This window comes from Bacteroides sp. An322 (assembly GCF_002161765.1).
Lineage (GTDB): Bacteria > Bacteroidota > Bacteroidia > Bacteroidales > Bacteroidaceae > Phocaeicola > Phocaeicola merdavium.
In genome coordinates, this window is record NZ_NFIN01000002.1 from 87,642 (window position 1) to 104,911 (window position 17,270).

The window sequence follows — 17,270 nt, forward strand, 5'->3', positions numbered from 1 at the left end:
AATGAAAACCAACGAACAAAACACCGAGCAAGTGATATTAGAAGCGGCGGAAGCCGAGTTCTTGGAGAAAGGTTACGACGGAGCGAAGATGCTCTCTATCGCCCGGAGGGCAGGAGTGGCGCATTCGATGTTGCATTATTATTATAGGAGTAAGGAGAATTTGTTTCAAGCGGTCATGTTGCGGAAGACGCGTGAGATTGTCCCTATGTTCCGAGGAATATTCGAGCAAGGTTTGTCGTTCGAGGAGACGTTGAACCGTATCCGTGAGGCACGCGACCATTACTTGTTGACCCAAGTGTCCCAAATGCCTTATTTCCTTCTATCGGAAATGCTATTGAAGCCGGAGAACCGGGCGATGGTGATTGGTTTGCTCGAACGGGTGGAGCCTATCCAGCGGGTAAAGGAAATGTTGGAGGCGGAAATAGAGGCGGGTAGAATCCGTTCCATACAATTTGGCGATTTTCTCTTTATGTTGCTTACGTTTGATACCGCTTCATTAACCGCTATTTCCGCTTGCAGGGAGAAAGAAGGAATAGAGACGGAGGTCGCGGAGCGATTGATAGCATCGTATCGTGAACATAATATGCAACTCATCTTGGAAGCGTTGAAGCCTTAATTTTTTTATCCCTGCATCGACAGGATTGTCGAACAATACAGACAAAAGAATATACAAACTCATAAAATGAATGGATATGCGAATAAAGACAATCACTTTCTTCTTCGCGCTTGTGTCTTACGCTCCTTGTTTCGCCCAGCTCAGCATCGAGGCGTGTTATGAGAAAGCGCGGGCGAATTATCCGCTTATCAAGCAATACGGTTTGATAGAAAAGACGAAGGAATATAATCTTTCGAACGCGGCTAAGGGGTATTTGCCTCAAGTGACATTCTCCGCGCAGGCTACTTATCAGTCGGATGTGACGGAGATTCCTATCGACCTCGACGCTATCGGCTTGACGGGTGTCAAGATTCCTTCGGTAAGTCAAGACCAGTACAAAATGGAGCTTGCTTTAAACCAAACGCTTTGGGACGGAGGCGCGATACGCTCGGAAAGGAAAACCCTCCGCACCCAGGCGGAAGTGGACCAACGGGATATGGATGTCAGCATGTATACTATCAACGAGCGGGTAAACCAGCTGTATTTCGGCGTTTTGCTTGCCGAAGCCCAGTTGGAGCAGAACAAAGTGCTGCAGGCGGAACTGCGGCGGAGCTGCGAACAAGTTTCCTCGTACATCAAGAACGGAATCGCCCAGCAGTCGGATTTGGACGCGATTCGGGTGGATTTGCTGAAGGCGAAGCAGACGGAAGCGCAATTCGAGCATACCAAGCGGGCTTACAGAGAGATGCTTTCGCGGCTTATCGGCGAGGAAATCGGCGAGGAGACCCGATTGGTGAAGCCGGAAGCCGTTCGTCCCTTGACGAAGGAGAACAATCGCCCTGAATTGGAACTTTATCAGGCGCAGATACGGAACTTGCGGGCGCAAGATAGCCGCATCACGGCGGGAATGATGCCGAAACTGGGTTTGTTTGTTACGGGAGGCTACGGGAAGCCCGGACTGGATATGTTCGAGGATAATTTTAAGGCATATTACCTCGCGGGCGTGAGACTTTCGTGGAACCTCGGAAGCCTTTATACCCGAAAGAATGACCGGAGAAAGATACAAACTGGTATCCGTTCTATCGAAACCCAGCGGGAGACATTCCTCTTCAATACTTCGCTCGACGTTGCACAACGTAACGCCACTATCGACAAGTATATCGACCAATTGAAGTACGATGACGAGATTATCGCTTTGCGAGGTTCCGTGAAGCGGGCTTCGGAAGCCAAAATGGCGAACGGAACCTTATCGGGAACAGACCTGACACGGGATATCCACGCCGAGCAATCCGCTATTCAAGACAAAATCTTGCACGAAATGGAATTGCTGCAAGCTATCTATAATTTGAAATATGTAACTAATAACAAATAAAAAAAGAAGAAGATGAAAACGATACGTTCTTATTATGTAGCCATTGGTTTGGTGGCATTGTTCGCTTCGTGTAAGGGAGGAAGCGGCGATTACGACGCGTCGGGCGTGTTCGAGACTACGGAAGTGACCGTTTCCGCGCGAGGTACGGGCGAGATTATGCGCTTCGACATCGAGGAAGGGTATCAGGTAGAGGCCGGGCAGGCGGTGGGATACATCGACACCATCCAGTTGCATCTGAAGAAGGAGGAGTTGCTGGGGAATCTGATGGCTACGGACAGCCGCCGTTACAACGTTAGCCGGCAGATAGCTTCTCTCCGGCAGGAGATAGCCACGCAAAAGCGTGAGCGGCTACGCTACGAGAATTTGGTACGTGAGAAAGCGGCGAATCAAAAGCAATTGGATGACATTAATTCTGGGCTCGCCGTACTCGAGAAGCGGCTCGCGGCGCAGGTGGAGACATTGGAGAACAGCAACCGGAGCGTGAGCGGAGAGGTGCTGATGTTGGAGGCGCGAATCGCTCAGATTGAGGATCAGATCGCGAAATGCGTGATTACGAGTCCCGTGCGGGGGACGGTTCTCTCGAAATACGCCGAACAAGGAGAGTTGGCGGCGCAAGGGCGCAGCCTCTTCAAGGTGGGCGACTTGAGCGATATGTATCTGCGTGTCTACATCACCGCTCCTCAGTTGACAACGTTGAAAGTAGGTCAACAGGTGAAGGTTTACGCCGATGAAGATGAGGACGGACGCCGCGAGTACATGGGTACGGTGTCATGGATTTCGGATAAGGCGGAGTTTACCCCGAAGACGATTCAGACCCGTGACGAGCGTGCCAACTTGGTTTATGCCGTGAAGGTGGCGGTGAAGAATGACGGATACATCAAGAAAGGGATGTATGGGGAGATGAAATTATGAGCGCAGTAATAGTAGACCAGTTATACAAATCTTACGGCAAGACGCGCGCGCTGAATGGCGTGAGTTTTTCCGTGGACGAGGGCGAGCTGTATGGCATTATCGGGCCTGACGGAGCGGGGAAGTCGACGCTTTTCCGCGTTCTCACCACCCTGATGCTCGCCGACAAGGGACAAGCGCAAGTGATGGGATACGACGTGGTGAAGGACTACCGGAAGATACGCGATATCATCGGGTATATGCCGGGAAAGTTCTCGCTCTATCAGGATTTGACGGTGGAGGAGAATCTGCGGTTCTTCGCCACGGTGTTCAATACCACTATCGAGGAGAATTACCACCTGATCGCGGACATTTACAAACAGATTGAGCCGTTCAAGCACCGGAAGGCGGGCAAATTATCAGGCGGGATGAAGCAGAAGTTAGCGTTGAGCTGCGCGTTGATACATAAGCCGAAGGTCTTGTTCCTCGACGAGCCGACAACGGGTGTCGACCCCGTCTCGCGCAAGGAGTTTTGGGGAATGTTGCTTAAACTGAAGCGGCAGGGTATCACGATTTTGGTCTCGACGCCTTATATGGACGAGGCGAGCTTGTGCGACCGCATCGCGCTGGTACAAGCGGGCGAGTTCTTGCAGGTAGATACGCCGCGTAGCGTCGTAAGCCGTTATCCCGCTACGCTCCTCGCCGTACGTTCGGGCAAGATGCACCGCTTGTTGGGCGATTTGCGGGATTATCCGCACGTGAACACTTCGTTCTCGTTCGGCACGGCGTTTCACGTTACGCTGCGCGAGGGAGGTTCGCCCGATGATTTAAAAGCCTATCTCATGCAAAAGGGTCATTCCGATGTAGCGATACAGGCGATTCTGCCTTCGGTAGAAGATTGCTTTATGTTGTTAAGTAAATAGGATGGTTATGGAAGAAAACGTTATTTACACCCGCGAGCTGACCAAACGCTTCGGGACGTTTACCGCTGTCGACCGCATTTCGTTCAACGTGAGGCGGGGCGAGATATTCGGCTTCTTGGGAGCGAACGGGGCGGGGAAGACCACCGCGATGCGCATGCTTTGCGGACTCAGCGTGCCCACCGCGGGCGAAGGGCGCGTGGCTGGCTTCGATATCGCCACCGAGGCGGAGGAAGTGAAGAAACACATCGGTTATATGAGCCAGCGGTTCTCGCTTTACGAGGATTTGAAAATCTGGGAGAACTTACGTCTTTTCGGCGGCATCTACGGGATGAAGGATAAGGAAATAGCCCGGAAGACGGACGAGATGCTCACCGATTTGGGATTCGAGTCGGTGCGCGATACGTTCGTGCGTGCTCTGCCGCTCGGCTGGAAGCAGAAACTCGCGTTCTCGGTCTCCATCTTCCACGAACCGCGTGTCGTCTTCCTCGATGAACCCACCGGAGGTGTCGACCCCGTCACCCGCCGCCAATTTTGGGAGTTAATCTACCGCGCGGCGGACAGAGGCATCACGGTTTTCGTCACCACGCATTACATGGATGAGGCAGAGTATTGCGATCGCGTCTCTATCATGGTGGACGGGCGGATTGAGGCGTTGGACACGCCCGAGCGGCTGCGCGCCCGCTTCCAAGCCGCCACGATGGACGAGGTTTTCCAGCAATTGGCGAGAAAAGCTGTCCGTAAGTCAGATTAAAAAGCAAACGCAGAGACGCAAAAGCGCAAAGAATTATTTTTTAGAGAAGGCAAAATCCGCAAAAGTCACCCTTCTCTGTGCGCTTCGCTCTCTCGAAAAAAGAAACTCTGCGCTTTTGCGTCTCTGCGTTTATAAAAGAAAAAATATGAAACAATTCCTATCATTTGTACGAAAAGAGTTCCGCCAGATATTCCGCGACCGGCGCACCTTGCTTATCCTGCTCATCATGCCGCTGATGCTGGTGCTGCTGTTGGGCTACGCCATCAAGACGGAGCTGAACGACGCGCGGGTGGCGGTGTTCGACCCGTCGAAGGACACGGAGACGCGCCGCGTCATCGAGCGGATTCAGGCGAGCGAATATTTTACCGTAGTCCGCGAACTCGATTCGCCCGATGAAATCGGCGAGGTGTTTAAAAGTGGCGATATCGGCCTCGTGGTGGTCTTTAGCGAGCGTTTCGCCTCCGATATGCCCAGCGGCGAGGCGAGTATCCAGCTGATAGCCGACGGAACCGACCCGAACCAAGCGTCGCTCCTGACGAGCTACGCGCAAGGCGTGCTCTCCTCCTATCAAGCCGAACTGTTGGAGCAAAGCCGCGTACCGACGCGCATCGACGTCGTAACGCGGATGCTCTACAACCCGCAAGGCGAGAGCGCGTACAATTTCGTGCCCGGCGTAATGGGCGTGGTGCTGATGCTCATCTGCGCGATGATGACCAGCGTCTCTATCGTCCGCGAGAAGGAGACGGGAACCATGGAAATCCTGCTCGCCTCCCCGATGCGGCCTATCCACATCATCCTCTCGAAGATGACGCCTTACTTCACGCTATCGGTGACCAACGTCGTCACGATACTCCTCCTCGCGGTGTTCGTGATGGGTGTCCCCATCCGCGGGAGCCTGCTGTGGCTGGCGGTGGTATCCGCGGTCTTCATCGTCGTGGCACTGTCGTTGGGTTTGCTTATTTCCACGCTGGTCGACTCGCAAATGGCGGCGCTTCTCGCTTCCGGCGTAGGGCTGATGATGCCCACGCTGGTCTTTTCAGGGCTGATATTCCCATTAGAGAGCATGCCCGCGGCGTTGCGCTGGATAGCCGACCTCATTCCCGCCCGTTGGTACATCTCGGCGATGCGTAAGATAATGATTCAGGGCGTGGACGCGTCGTGTTTCGCCGTCGAGCTATGCGTGTTGCTTGCGATGGCGGCGGTGCTGGTCGCTGTCGCGTGGAAGAAGTTCAAGATACGCCTCGGATAGCACTTGCAGAAAATTATAAGTGTCATCCGAAGCGGGGACAGTGCTTACAGAAAATTTTAAGCGTTGTCCCCGGCGGGGACAGAGCTTGCGGAAAATTATAAGTATCGTCCCCGCTGGGGACAGGACAAATCCTACAGGATAAGCACTTTCCCCGCCGGGGACGGAGCTAATCGGGACGGATAAGCACTTTCCCCGCCGGGGACAGGATAAATCCTGCCGGATTAGCGTTGTCCCCGCTGGGGACGGGCAATAAAGAATTGAATAACTTAAGGACTCAAAAAACTGGGAACGTATGCTGAAATATTTATTGGAAAAAGAGTTCAAGCAGATACTTCGCAACAAATTCTTGTCGAAGCTGATATTTGTGATGCCGATTATGACGATTGTGATATTTCCTTTCGTTACGAATCAGGATGTGCAGGACGTGAAACTGGCGGTGGTCGACCAAGACCACAGCCCTCTATCGGAAAGGCTGGTGCAAAAAGCGTCCGATTCGGGCTACTTCCGCCTCGCCGACGTGTCGCCCACCTACGAGGAGGCGATGCGGAGCGTTGAGACGGGCGATGCGGACATCGTGTTTCAGATTCCGCAGGATTTTGAGCGCGACCTCTATCGGGACGGGGCGGCGCAGGTGCTGATTGCTGCCAATTCGGTGAACGGCACGCGGGGAGCGTTGGGGGCGCAATACCTCGCGTCGGTCGTTAGGGATTATAATCAGGAGATACGTCCGCTTTCGGGCGGGGCGAATACCTCGGCGGTCGCCGAGCTTCTGCCTGATGTGCGCATCCGTTACCGCTTCAATCCCGAATTAGAGTATAAGGTCTTCATGGTGCCCGGACTGATTATGATGTTACTCACCATACTGGGGTGCGCCTTGACCGCCCTCAACATCGTGGGCGAGAAGGAAGCGGGAACTATCGAGCAAATCAATGTGTCGCCCGTGTCGAAGCGTCTGTTTATTCTCGCCAAGCTGATGCCCAATTGGATTATCGGTTTCATCGCCCTCGCCTTCGGAATGACCTTCGGATGGCTGGTGCACGGTGTAGCGCCCGTGGGGAACTTGCTGACGATTCTGCTCTTTACGCTCGTCTACGTATTTGTAACGACCGGCATCGGCATGGTCATCTCCAACTATTCCGACACGATGCAGCAGGCGATGTTCGTGATGTTTTTCTTTCTGGTGATTATGATGTTGACATCGGGGCTCTTCACGCCCGTGGAGAGTATGCCCCTGTGGATGCAGCGTGCCACTGCCATTAATCCGTTGCAGTATTTCGCCGGGGCGATGCGCCTTGTTTACCTGAAAGGAAGCGGTTTCGCCGAGATGCTTTCCCCGTTCGGCTGGCTCTGCGGCTTCGCCCTCGTGTTCAATGTCTGGGCGGTGGTGAGTTATAAGAAGAAGAGTTAGTTTAAACGCAGAGACGCAAAAGCGCAGAGTATTATTTTCTGAGAAGGCAAAGAACACGGAGGTTTTGATATTTCTCTCTGTGTCCTTTGCTTTCTCTCCAATAAATAACTCTGCGCTTTTGCGTCTCTGCGTTTATTATTTCCTTAACTCCCAAAAAGCAACGGCGGATGCGGCGGCTACGTTGAGCGAGTCCACTCCGTGCGCCATTGGGATGCGTACCGTATAGTCGGCTTCGGCGATAGTGTCGTGCGGAAGCCCGTCGCCTTCGGTTCCCATAATCAACGCCAGGCGAGGCTCTTGCTTCAGGACGGGCGCATCGAGCGGAATGGAATCATCGGAGAGTGCCATTGCGGCGGTGCGGAATCCCAAGCGGCGGAGGTCGGAGAGCGGCGTGTCTATCCATGTCCACGGGATGAGGAACACCGACCCCATTGATACCCGCACGGCACGGCGGTTCAGCGGGTCGCACGAATCGGGAGTAAGCAATACGGCATCGATGCCCAATGCGGCGGCAGAGCGGAAGATAGCTCCGATGTTGGTGGTGTCGGTCACTCCTTTAATAATAACGATGCGCCGCGCGTCCTCGCATATTTCTTCCACGCTTTTCATCCGTGGGCGGCGCATGGCGCAGAGTACGCCTCGTGTCAGGACGTATCCCGTCAGGCGGGCGAGCAATTCCCTTTCGCCTGTATAGACTGGAATGTCCGGGCATCGGGCGAGAATGTCGGAAGCGTCTCCCGTGAGGTGTTTCCGTTCGCAAAGGAGTGCTGTAGGTTCGTATCCCGCATCCAGCGCTACGCGGATGACTTTCGGGCTTTCGGCGATAAACACGCCTTTCTCAGGTTCTAACCGGTTGCGCAGTTGAGCTTCGGTCAGGGTGCTGAACACGTCCGCTCCAGGCTGGTCCAGCGAAGTCAGTTCGATGAGTTTATTCATATTTATTTCTTGTGGTTTTGTTGAAACGCAGATTAACGCAGATTTTCGCAGATTATAAATCGTTTTTTATCTGTGCAATCAGTGGTGAAAAATAAAAAACCGCGTTAATCTGCGAAAATCTGCGTTTCAAAAATCATTTTCCGTGAAGCATTGTTCCTGCCCAGCCTCCGGCGAAAGCCGCCGCCACGCCCAATGCCACGCTTAGGGTGACGTAGAGCAAGAAGGTGCCGTAATTGCCTTGTCGGATGAGCGTCATTCCTTCGTGGCTGAAGGTGGAAAAGGTGGTGAATCCTCCGCAAAGTCCCGTGGTGAGGAAAAGCCGCGTCTCGTCGGACAAATTGAATCGGGCGGAGAGGACATAGAACATTCCGATAAGGAAACTTCCGAGGATGTTCACGCTGAGCGTAGCCCACGGGAAGAGGAAGGGCGAAATGCGTCCGTGCATCGCCGCCTGCACCCCATAGCGCATCAGGCTTCCGAGTCCTCCTCCCAAGAAAACGGTTATCAGTATTTTAGTCATAATCGGTTGAGTTAAAAACGCAGATTAACGCAGATTTTCGCAGATTATCAATTGTTTTTAACCTGTATCACCAGTGGCGAAAAATAAAATCCGCGTTAATCTGCGAAAATCTGCGTTTCAATAATTCATTAAGTTTTTCGGGCGCAAAGGTACGAAAATATCTTTTCGGAAATCTCCCTTTCAGAGGCTTCTATGAAAAATCACCGTTCTTTCTCGCTTTATCCCAAATATTTATTGTAACTTTGCGCATCAAAAATAAGGAAATATACAAAAAACATACCTATATGAATATTTCGTATAATTGGCTAAAAGAATATGTCAACTTCGACCTGACTCCCGAACAGGTGGCGGCTGCGCTTACCTCTATCGGGCTGGAAACAGGAGAAGTGGAAGAAGTCCAGTCGATTAAAGGCGGACTGGAAGGCTTGGTCATCGGAAAAGTGCTGACCTGCGAACCGCATCCCAATTCTGACCACATGCACATCACAACGGTAGATTTGGGTCAAGGCGAACCCGTGCAAATCGTGTGCGGCGCATCGAATGTGGCAGCAGGGCAGAAGGTGGTAGTAGCTACCTTGGGTACCAAGCTCTATGACGGAGACGAGTGTATAACCATCAAGAAATCAAAGCTTCGGGGCGTAGAATCGAACGGAATGATTTGCGCCGAAGACGAAATCGGCATCGGCACCAGTCATGAAGGTATTATCGTGTTGCCCGATGACGTTGTGCCAGGCACATTGGCGAAGGATTATTACAATATCAAGAGCGATTATGTGCTGGAAGTGGACATTACGCCCAACCGTGCGGATGCTTGTTCGCACTACGGTGTGGCATGTGACTTGTACGCTTGGCTGGTTCAGAACGGATACGAAGCTACCTTGAAACGCCCGTCGGTGGAAGCTTTTGCGGTGGACAATCACGAACTGAACATTGATGTAGTGGTAGAAAACACCGAGGCTTGTCCGCGTTATGCGGGAGTCGTAGTACGCAACGTTACGGTGAAGGAAAGCCCTGAATGGCTTCAGAATAAATTGAAGGCAATTGGCTTGCGTCCGATTAATAACATCGTGGACATCACCAATTATATCCTTCACGCTTACGGTCAGCCGATGCACTGCTTCGATGCCGACAAGATTAAAGGCGGAAAGATTGTGGTGAAGACCGTAGCGGAAGGCACTCCTTTCGTGACGCTGGACGGTGTGGAGCATAAGTTATCGGAACGCGACCTGATGATTTGTAACGCCGAAGAGCCGATGTGTATCGCGGGTGTGTTCGGCGGACTCGATTCGGGTACGACTGAAGAAACAAAGAACGTGTTCTTGGAAAGTGCTTATTTTCATCCCACGTGGGTACGCAAGACCGCACGCCGCCAAGGATTAAGTACCGATTCTTCGTTCCGTTTCGAGCGTGGCATCGACCCGAACGGTGTGATTTATGCCTTGAAAGAAGCCGCTATCTTGGTAAAAGAGCTTGCCGGAGGCGAAATAGCTTGCGACATTAAGGATAATTATCCAGAACCGATAGCTGATTTTCCCGTAGAACTTTCTTACGGATATGTCAATTCGTTGATAGGAAAAGACATTCCCGCCGAAATGATAAAGCGTATCGTTTCGAGCTTGGAGATGAAGATTGCGGGCGAGAGTGAAGAAGGGCTTTCGTTGCTGGTGCCTCCTTACCGTGTAGACGTACAGCGTCCGTGTGATGTGGTGGAAGACATCTTGCGTATTTACGGATATAATAATGTAGAGATACCTACTTCGGTGAAAGCGTGTCTGAGCGTGGAAGGTGCCGAAGACAAGTCGGTGAAACTTCAAAACCTTGTATCCGAACAATTGGTAGGATGCGGATTCAATGAAATCCTGAACAATTCGCTTACGGCATCGACTTATTACGAAGGGCTGGAAACGTATAAGCCCGAAAATCTGGTGCGTCTGATGAACCCGTTAAGCAACGACTTGAACGTATTGCGTGCGACGCTTTTGTTCGGCGGACTGGAAAGCATCGAGCACAATGCCAACCGTAAGAACGCCGACTTGAAGTTCTTCGAGTTCGGTAATTGCTATCATTACAATGCGGAGAAACGGAATCCGGAGAAAGCTTTGGCTCCTTATTCCGAAGAATTGCATTTGGGATTGTGGTTGACCGGAAAACGAGTGAGCAACTCATGGGCGCATCCCGATGAGGATTCGTCTGTCTACGAATTGAAAGCATACGTGCTGAACATTTTCCGTCGTTTAGGTGTGAATTTCGGTGCGTTGGTTTTCGGTACGTTGAGTGATGACATTTATGCCGCTGCCATTTCCGTACATACCCGTGGCGGAAAGTTGTTGGCTACCCTTGGTATCCTGCACAAGAAACTTCTGAAGAGGTCAGGCATCGAAAACGAAGTATATTATGCTGACTTGAATTGGAAGGAACTGATGAAAGCCATTAAGAACAATGCGGTGACTTACAAAGAACTTTCCAAGTATCCGGCTGTAAAGCGCGACTTGGCGCTTTTGCTCGACAAGAACGTGCCTTTTGCCGACATTGAGAAGATTGCTTACGAAACCGACAAGAAGCTCTTGAAGAGCGTAGAACTTTTCGATGTGTACGAAGGCAAGAACCTTGAGGCTGGAAAGAAGAGTTATGCGGTCAGCTTCACCCTTCAGGACGAAAACGCTACGTTGAACGATAAGCAGATAGACAAGCTGATGGGTAAGCTCGTGCAAAACTTGGAAAATAAGTTGGGAGCGAAATTGAGATAAATCTATTATATTTGAACACAGAGACACAAAAACACAGAGGAATTATAAAGTATCCTTTGTGTGCTTTGTCCTTTTAAAATAAAGAACTCTGTGCCTTTGTGTCTCAGTGTTCAATCATTATTACTATAACATTTAAAAACATAAATCCAATGGGAAGAGCGTTTGAATATAGAAAAGCGACAAAATTGAAAAGATGGGGTCACATGGCCAAAACATTTACACGTTTGGGCAAACAAATCGCTATTGCGGTAAAGGCAGGCGGACCCGAACCTGAAAACAACCCGACTTTGCGTTCGGTTATCGCGACTTGTAAGCGTGAAAACATGCCGAAGGACAATATTGAACGTGCCATTAAGAATGCGATGGGAAAAGACCAGAGCGAATACAAAGGAATGACATACGAAGGATACGGGCCTCATGGGGTGGCTATCTTCGTAGATACCTTGACTGATAACACGACCCGTACCGTAGCTGATGTGCGTTCGGTATTCAATAAGTTCGGCGGAAACTTGGGTACGACAGGTTCTCTGGCTTTCCTTTTCGACCACAAGTGTGTATTCACTTTCAAGAAAAAAGACGGCTTGGATATGGAAGAACTGATTCTTGACCTCATCGATTATGATGTGGACGATGAATACGATGAAGATCCCGAAGAAGGCACCATTACTATCTATGGCGACCCGAAGAGCTATGCCGCTATCCAGAAACATTTGGAAGAATGCGGATTCGAGGATGTTGGAGGTGAGTTCACTTATATTCCGAATGACCAGAAGGACGTGACTCCTGAGCAACGCGAAACCATTAACAAAATGGTGGAACGTCTCGAAGAGTTCGATGACGTACAGACGGTTTATACTAATATGAAGCCGGAAGAAGAATAAAAATATTATTGTCTGATAAAATTCAGATAACATAACAATAATATATTGCTCGACCATTGTTTATTCAGTGGTCGAGTATTTTTTTTGAGATTACAGATTTTATTTTAAAAGGCGGGTGGTGTATAGCCTTTCCATATTCACGTTTAGATATGCGTAATCTGAATCATTGTGATTATGAACGAGTATTTTCAGTTTTAATTCAGATTTGACTTCTAATTTTGTCGCATCATAATTAATCAACATTTATTTTTACGCAAATGAAAACAATGAAAAGACTTGGAATATCATTATTCCTAATGCTGGCGGCTGTAGTCGCTTTTGCACAAGATGCAACTGTTTGGAAATCTTTAGAGAAACCATTGAACTTTTATTTGGCAAACGATTTGGGTCGCAATGGCTATTATGACCAAAAAACAATCGCTGAATTGATGGGGAAAATGGCAGAAACCATTGATATCGAATTTGTGGTCGCTGCCGGTGATGTGCACCACTTTGAGGGAGTACGTAGTGTGCAAGACCCTTTGTGGATGACCAATTATGAACTGATATACAGTCATCCCGATTTGATGTTGCCTTGGTATCCTGTTTTGGGTAATCATGAATACCGTGGCAATACACAAGCCGTAATTGATTATAGCAACATCAGTGCACGTTGGGAAATGCCGGCACGATATTATACAAAAGTAATGGAAGAAGACGGGGCGACTATCCGTCTGGTACTGATTGATACGGCACCTTTACTTGATAAATACCGCGAAGATACCGAAAAATACCCCGATGCAGGCAAGCAAGATATGGACAAGCAGTTGGCATGGTTGGATTCGGTACTTGCTTCTGCTAAAGAAGACTGGGTAATGGTGGTAGGGCATCATCCTATTTATGCCGATACAGATAAAAATGAGAGTGAACGTTCTGATATGCAGAAGCGGGTAGACTCTATTTTGCGAAAACATGGCAATGTAGATATGTATGTATGTGGCCATATCCATAATTTCCAGCACATCCGTAAGCCGGACAGTAAGATTGACTATGTAGTGAATACTTCCGGCTCATTGGCACGTGAAGTAAAACCCATCGATGGCACTCAATTCTGTAGCGGAGCTACTGGCTTTTCACTCATTACGCTTGACAAGAAAGAACTTTGTTTGTATATGATGGATAAGGAAGGCAAAGTGCTTCATACAGTACGCCGCACAAAATGAAAAATCACATTTGAGACACAGATTAATGCAGATTAGAGTATTTGTGTTAATCTGTGTTTTTTATTGTCTGCAATGTTATTTTCGATTATCTTTGCGGTATCGAAAAAGGAATAAGACAATGAATGATGTAAAAACAAAAAGCAAGGTTTTTTATACAGATTTCCGGTGTAAGCCCGATGAAGGACCGGCTGATAAATTGAAAAGATTGATAAAGGCGGCAGGCATGACCTCGATAGATTTGGACGGGAAGTTTGTCGCTATCAAGATGCATTTTGGCGAACTTGGAAACTTGAGTTTCCTTCGTCCGAATTATGCGCGGGCTGTGGTGGATTTGGTAAAGCAATGTGGTGGAAAGCCTTTCCTTACCGATTGTAATACCTTGTATCCCGGAAGCCGTAAGAATGCCATTGAGCATCTGTATTGTGCATGGGAGAACGGTTTTACGCCTTTGACTGTAGGATGTCCGGTGATTATCGGTGACGGATTGAAAGGTACGGATGATATAGCAGTTCCGGTTGTCGGAGGCGAATATGTGAAAGAAGCAAGAATAGGCCGTGCCGTGATGGATGCCGATATTTTTATTTCGCTTACTCACTTCAAAGGACATGAAATGACCGGTTTTGGAGGTACAATAAAGAACATCGGTATGGGATGTGGTTCGAGAGCAGGAAAGAAAGACCAGCATTGCAATGGCAAACCGGTAATCGACCAAGATGCTTGCCGCGGTTGTAAAAGATGTATGCGCGAATGTGCCAACGACGGTCTTGTTTTTGACGAGGAACGAAAGAAGATGTCTGTTAATCAAGACAATTGCGTAGGATGCGGACGTTGTATCGGGGCATGCAATTTTGATGCAATCGGTTTTGCTCAAGATGCAGCTATCAAAGAATTGAATTGCCGGATGGCTGAATATACAAAAGCCGTGGTTTACGGCAGGCCGAATTTCCATATTTCATTGATATGTGATGTCTCGCCTACATGTGATTGCCATTCGGGCAATGATACTCCGATTATACCGGATGTGGGCATATTCGCATCTTTCGATCCGTTGGCTTTAGACCAGGCATGTGTAGACGCTTGCTTGAAGCAGACTCCTTTACCCAATAGCCAATTGACGGATGAAATGGCAAGTCCTCATTTCCACGACCGTCACGACCATTTCGATAATACCAATCCGAATACAGAGTATAAGACTTGTTTGGCTCATGCCGAAAAAATCGGATTGGGCAACCGTAATTATGAATTGATACATGTGAAGTAAGATTTGTTATCTTATAAGAAAAAGCGCATAAAGGATTTGGCTAAATTGCTATGTCTTTTATGCGCTTTTCAGCTTTGCGTCCTGCTTTTTGCGGCTTAGTCCGAAAGCTCAGTTATAATATTCTCCGTTTAAATATATCTGCGTATCAAGTACGATTACTAATCGTTCACGAGTACGATTAGTAATCGTTCCACAAAGTCAGTTATATATAGTAAATGAAGGGAACTGTTGCAACTGGATTTTCAGATTGTCTTTTTTTGTAAACTAGAGTTGTCGTTTCTAAGAAACTGAGGTAGGGGAGGCTGGTGTTATTTTTCTATTTATGCAGCAAAGCTTAAAAAAAATGGCAGATATGGGGGTGAATCGTTTTTTTTTGTTACTTTTGCACAGATTTGGGTTTTATGTGCGGACGGATAACGCATATAAATACCCGATTGCAAAAGTAGCAATCAATAAATAAAAGTGAGAACAAAATTAAAAAGATAAAGCATGATACACAAAGTATTAATCGCTAACCGTGGTGAAATTGCTGTGCGTGTAATGCGTTCGTGCCGCGAAATGGGCATACGCACCGTAGCAGTATTTTCTGAAGCCGACAGAACGGCTCGCCACGTATCATACGCGGATGAAGCTTGCTTGATTGGCCCTGCGGCTTCACGCGACAGTTATTTGAATATAGACAAGATTATCATGGCGGCTAAGCGTCATGGAGCCGATGCCATTCATCCGGGATATGGTTTCTTGTCGGAAAATTCAGAGTTTGCACGGCGTTGCCGTGAAGAAGGAATCATCTTCATCGGTCCGGATCCTGAAACGATGGATGCGATGGGTGATAAGATTTCGGCACGTAAGCACATGATTGCGGCAGGCGTTCCCGTTGTTCCTGGAACAGAGCAGCCTTTGCAAAGTGTGGAAGAAGCCAAGGAAATCTGTAACCGTATTGGTTATCCGGTAATGCTGAAGGCTTCGATGGGCGGAGGCGGAAAAGGCATGCGTTTGATTCATAGTGAAGACGAAGTGGAAGAGGCTTACAATACTGCCCGTTCCGAGTCGATGTCTTCTTTCGGCGATGATACGGTTTATCTGGAAAAGTTTGTAGAAGAACCTCATCATATTGAGTTCCAGATTTTGGGCGATAATTACGGTAATGCCGTTCATTTGTTCGAGCGTGAATGTTCTATCCAGCGCCGTAACCAGAAGATTGTAGAGGAAACTCCTTCGCCTTTTGTTACTCCGGAACTTCGCCAGAAGATGGGAGAGGCGGCTGTAGCTGCGGCTAAGGCAGTCCATTACAAAGGTGCGGGCACAATCGAGTTTTTGGTTGACAAGCACCGCAATTTCTATTTCCTTGAAATGAATACCCGTCTTCAGGTAGAGCATCCGATTACAGAAGAAGTGGTAGGTGTGGATTTGGTAAAAGAACAGCTTCGTATCGCAAACGGTGAAATTCTTCATTTCAAGCAAGAAGATTTGAAACAACGTGGCCATGCCATTGAGTGCCGTATTTGTGCCGAAGATACCGAAAATAATTTTATGCCTTCTCCGGGCATTATCCGTCAACTGACCGAGCCGAACGGTATCGGTGTGCGTATCGATAGTTATGTGTACGACGGATATGAAATTCCTATTTATTACGACCCGATGATTGGTAAGCTGATTGTATGGGCTACTACCCGTCAGTTTGCAATTGAACGCATGCGCCGTGTGTTGTATGAATATCGCATTACGGGTCTGAAAACCAACATTGCTTATTTGCGCCATATCATGAATGTGCCTGATTTTGTAGAAGGTCATTACAATACCTTATTTATACCGAAACATCAGGACATGTTGCGCCGTTGGGCAGGAAAGAAAGAAGAAGATACCGAGAATATCGCTTTGATAGCTGCCTATATCGACTATCTGATGAACTTGGAGGAAAACAAATCGGGTGTATCAGATAACCGCTTGATTAGCCGTTGGCGTGAATTCGGATTGAAGAAAGGAGTATTACGAATTTAAGGATTTAAGATATGGAAATACATATAGGAGACAGAGTGGCTGATGTTACATTGGTGAGTAAAGAGGGCAATAAAGTCCAGCTTACCATTGACGGTGTTCCTTACGATGTAGACATTGTAATGGCAGAGAACGGAAGTTGTTCTATTTTGCATAACGGGAAATCATACAATGCAGAGTTGATTCGTAAAGAAGGCGGAAAGAGCTATACGGTTAATGCACACTATCAATCGTATAATATTGACATCATCGATTCGCAGGCGAAGTATTTGCGGATGCGTAAGGGAGCCGATGAGAAACAACAAGATAAGATTATCTCTCCGATGCCGGGTAAAGTCGTGAAAATACCGGTAAAGGCAGGCGACCGATTGGAAGCAGGTGACATTGTTGCAGTAATCGAAGCCATGAAGATGCAAAGTAACTACAAGGTAAACAGCCCGTGTGTAGTGAAAGAGATTCTGGTGAATGAAGGAGATTCGGTAAACAGCAATCAGGTGATTATGACGCTTGATGTGATAGATGAAGAAGAAAATTGATAT

Annotated in this window: 14 protein-coding genes and 1 pseudogene; 13 read left to right on the forward strand and 2 right to left on the reverse strand. The window is 48.5% G+C overall.

The genetic code is table 11. From position 1 onward, the window contains the following. Position 1: 1 nt before the first annotated feature. From B5F91_RS01420 to B5F91_RS01450, 7 genes and pseudogenes are all read left to right on the forward strand, one after another. On the forward strand, positions 2–616 hold the full coding sequence (locus B5F91_RS01420; RefSeq protein ID WP_087427325.1) for a TetR/AcrR family transcriptional regulator: 615 nt from the start codon (positions 2–4) through the stop codon (positions 614–616). Positions 617–692: 76 nt separating this feature from the next. Continuing rightward, positions 693–1,967: a TolC family protein gene (locus tag B5F91_RS01425; RefSeq protein ID WP_239416131.1), complete on the forward strand. Its 1,275-nt coding sequence runs from the start codon at positions 693–695 to the stop codon at positions 1,965–1,967. Positions 1,968–1,979: 12 nt separating this feature from the next. Further along, positions 1,980–2,879 carry an HlyD family efflux transporter periplasmic adaptor subunit gene (locus B5F91_RS01430; RefSeq protein WP_087427327.1) on the forward strand — a complete coding sequence of 300 codons (900 nt, stop codon included), beginning with the start codon at positions 1,980–1,982 and terminating at the stop codon, positions 2,877–2,879. Next, positions 2,876–3,778: an ABC transporter ATP-binding protein gene (locus B5F91_RS01435; protein ID WP_087427328.1), complete on the forward strand. Its 903-nt coding sequence runs from the start codon at positions 2,876–2,878 to the stop codon at positions 3,776–3,778. The genes B5F91_RS01430 and B5F91_RS01435 overlap by 4 nt, the downstream gene beginning before the upstream one ends. A 34-nt stretch (positions 3,779–3,812) precedes the next feature. Beyond that, positions 3,813–4,529: pseudogene (locus B5F91_RS01440) on the forward strand (ABC transporter ATP-binding protein); the annotation flags it as partial. 145 nt (positions 4,530–4,674) lie between these two features. Beyond that, on the forward strand, positions 4,675–5,778 hold the full coding sequence (locus B5F91_RS01445) for an ABC transporter permease (protein ID WP_087427329.1): 1,104 nt from the start codon (positions 4,675–4,677) through the stop codon (positions 5,776–5,778). Between the two features lie 292 nt (positions 5,779–6,070). Continuing rightward, positions 6,071–7,186, forward strand: a complete 1,116-nt coding sequence (locus tag B5F91_RS01450; RefSeq protein WP_087427330.1) for an ABC transporter permease — start codon at positions 6,071–6,073, stop codon at positions 7,184–7,186. Between the two features lie 135 nt (positions 7,187–7,321). On the opposite strand, the gene B5F91_RS01455 is transcribed toward B5F91_RS01450, so the two are convergent. Both B5F91_RS01455 and crcB read right to left on the reverse strand, forming a co-directional pair. Beyond that, positions 7,322–8,122 carry an RNA methyltransferase gene (locus tag B5F91_RS01455; protein WP_087427331.1) on the reverse strand — a complete coding sequence of 267 codons (801 nt, stop codon included), beginning with the start codon at positions 8,120–8,122 and terminating at the stop codon, positions 7,322–7,324. Positions 8,123–8,255: 133 nt separating this feature from the next. After that, a complete protein-coding gene (crcB, locus tag B5F91_RS01460; RefSeq protein ID WP_087427332.1) occupies positions 8,256–8,642 on the reverse strand; it encodes a fluoride efflux transporter CrcB in 387 nt (128 codons plus the stop codon). Between the two features lie 284 nt (positions 8,643–8,926). On the opposite strand from crcB, the gene pheT reads away from it, so the two are divergent. The 6 genes from pheT to B5F91_RS01490 all read left to right on the forward strand — a co-directional run bounded on the left by pheT (position 8,927) and on the right by B5F91_RS01490 (position 17,267). Continuing rightward, positions 8,927–11,389, forward strand: coding sequence for a phenylalanine--tRNA ligase subunit beta (pheT, locus tag B5F91_RS01465; protein WP_087427435.1), 2,463 nt, complete (start codon positions 8,927–8,929; stop codon positions 11,387–11,389). Between the two features lie 149 nt (positions 11,390–11,538). Continuing rightward, positions 11,539–12,270 carry a YebC/PmpR family DNA-binding transcriptional regulator gene (locus B5F91_RS01470; RefSeq protein WP_087427333.1) on the forward strand — a complete coding sequence of 244 codons (732 nt, stop codon included), beginning with the start codon at positions 11,539–11,541 and terminating at the stop codon, positions 12,268–12,270. Between the two features lie 296 nt (positions 12,271–12,566). Next, positions 12,567–13,472: a metallophosphoesterase gene (locus tag B5F91_RS01475; RefSeq protein WP_239416171.1), complete on the forward strand. Its 906-nt coding sequence runs from the start codon at positions 12,567–12,569 to the stop codon at positions 13,470–13,472. A gap of 118 nt (positions 13,473–13,590) precedes the next feature. Beyond that, positions 13,591–14,733: a DUF362 domain-containing protein gene (locus B5F91_RS01480; protein WP_087427335.1), complete on the forward strand. Its 1,143-nt coding sequence runs from the start codon at positions 13,591–13,593 to the stop codon at positions 14,731–14,733. A 489-nt stretch (positions 14,734–15,222) separates the two neighbouring features. Then, positions 15,223–16,734: an acetyl-CoA carboxylase biotin carboxylase subunit gene (accC, locus tag B5F91_RS01485; RefSeq protein ID WP_087427336.1), complete on the forward strand. Its 1,512-nt coding sequence runs from the start codon at positions 15,223–15,225 to the stop codon at positions 16,732–16,734. An 11-nt stretch (positions 16,735–16,745) separates the two neighbouring features. Then, positions 16,746–17,267, forward strand: a complete 522-nt coding sequence (locus B5F91_RS01490; RefSeq protein WP_087427337.1) for an acetyl-CoA carboxylase biotin carboxyl carrier protein subunit — start codon at positions 16,746–16,748, stop codon at positions 17,265–17,267. The last annotated feature ends 3 nt before the right edge of the window (positions 17,268–17,270 follow it).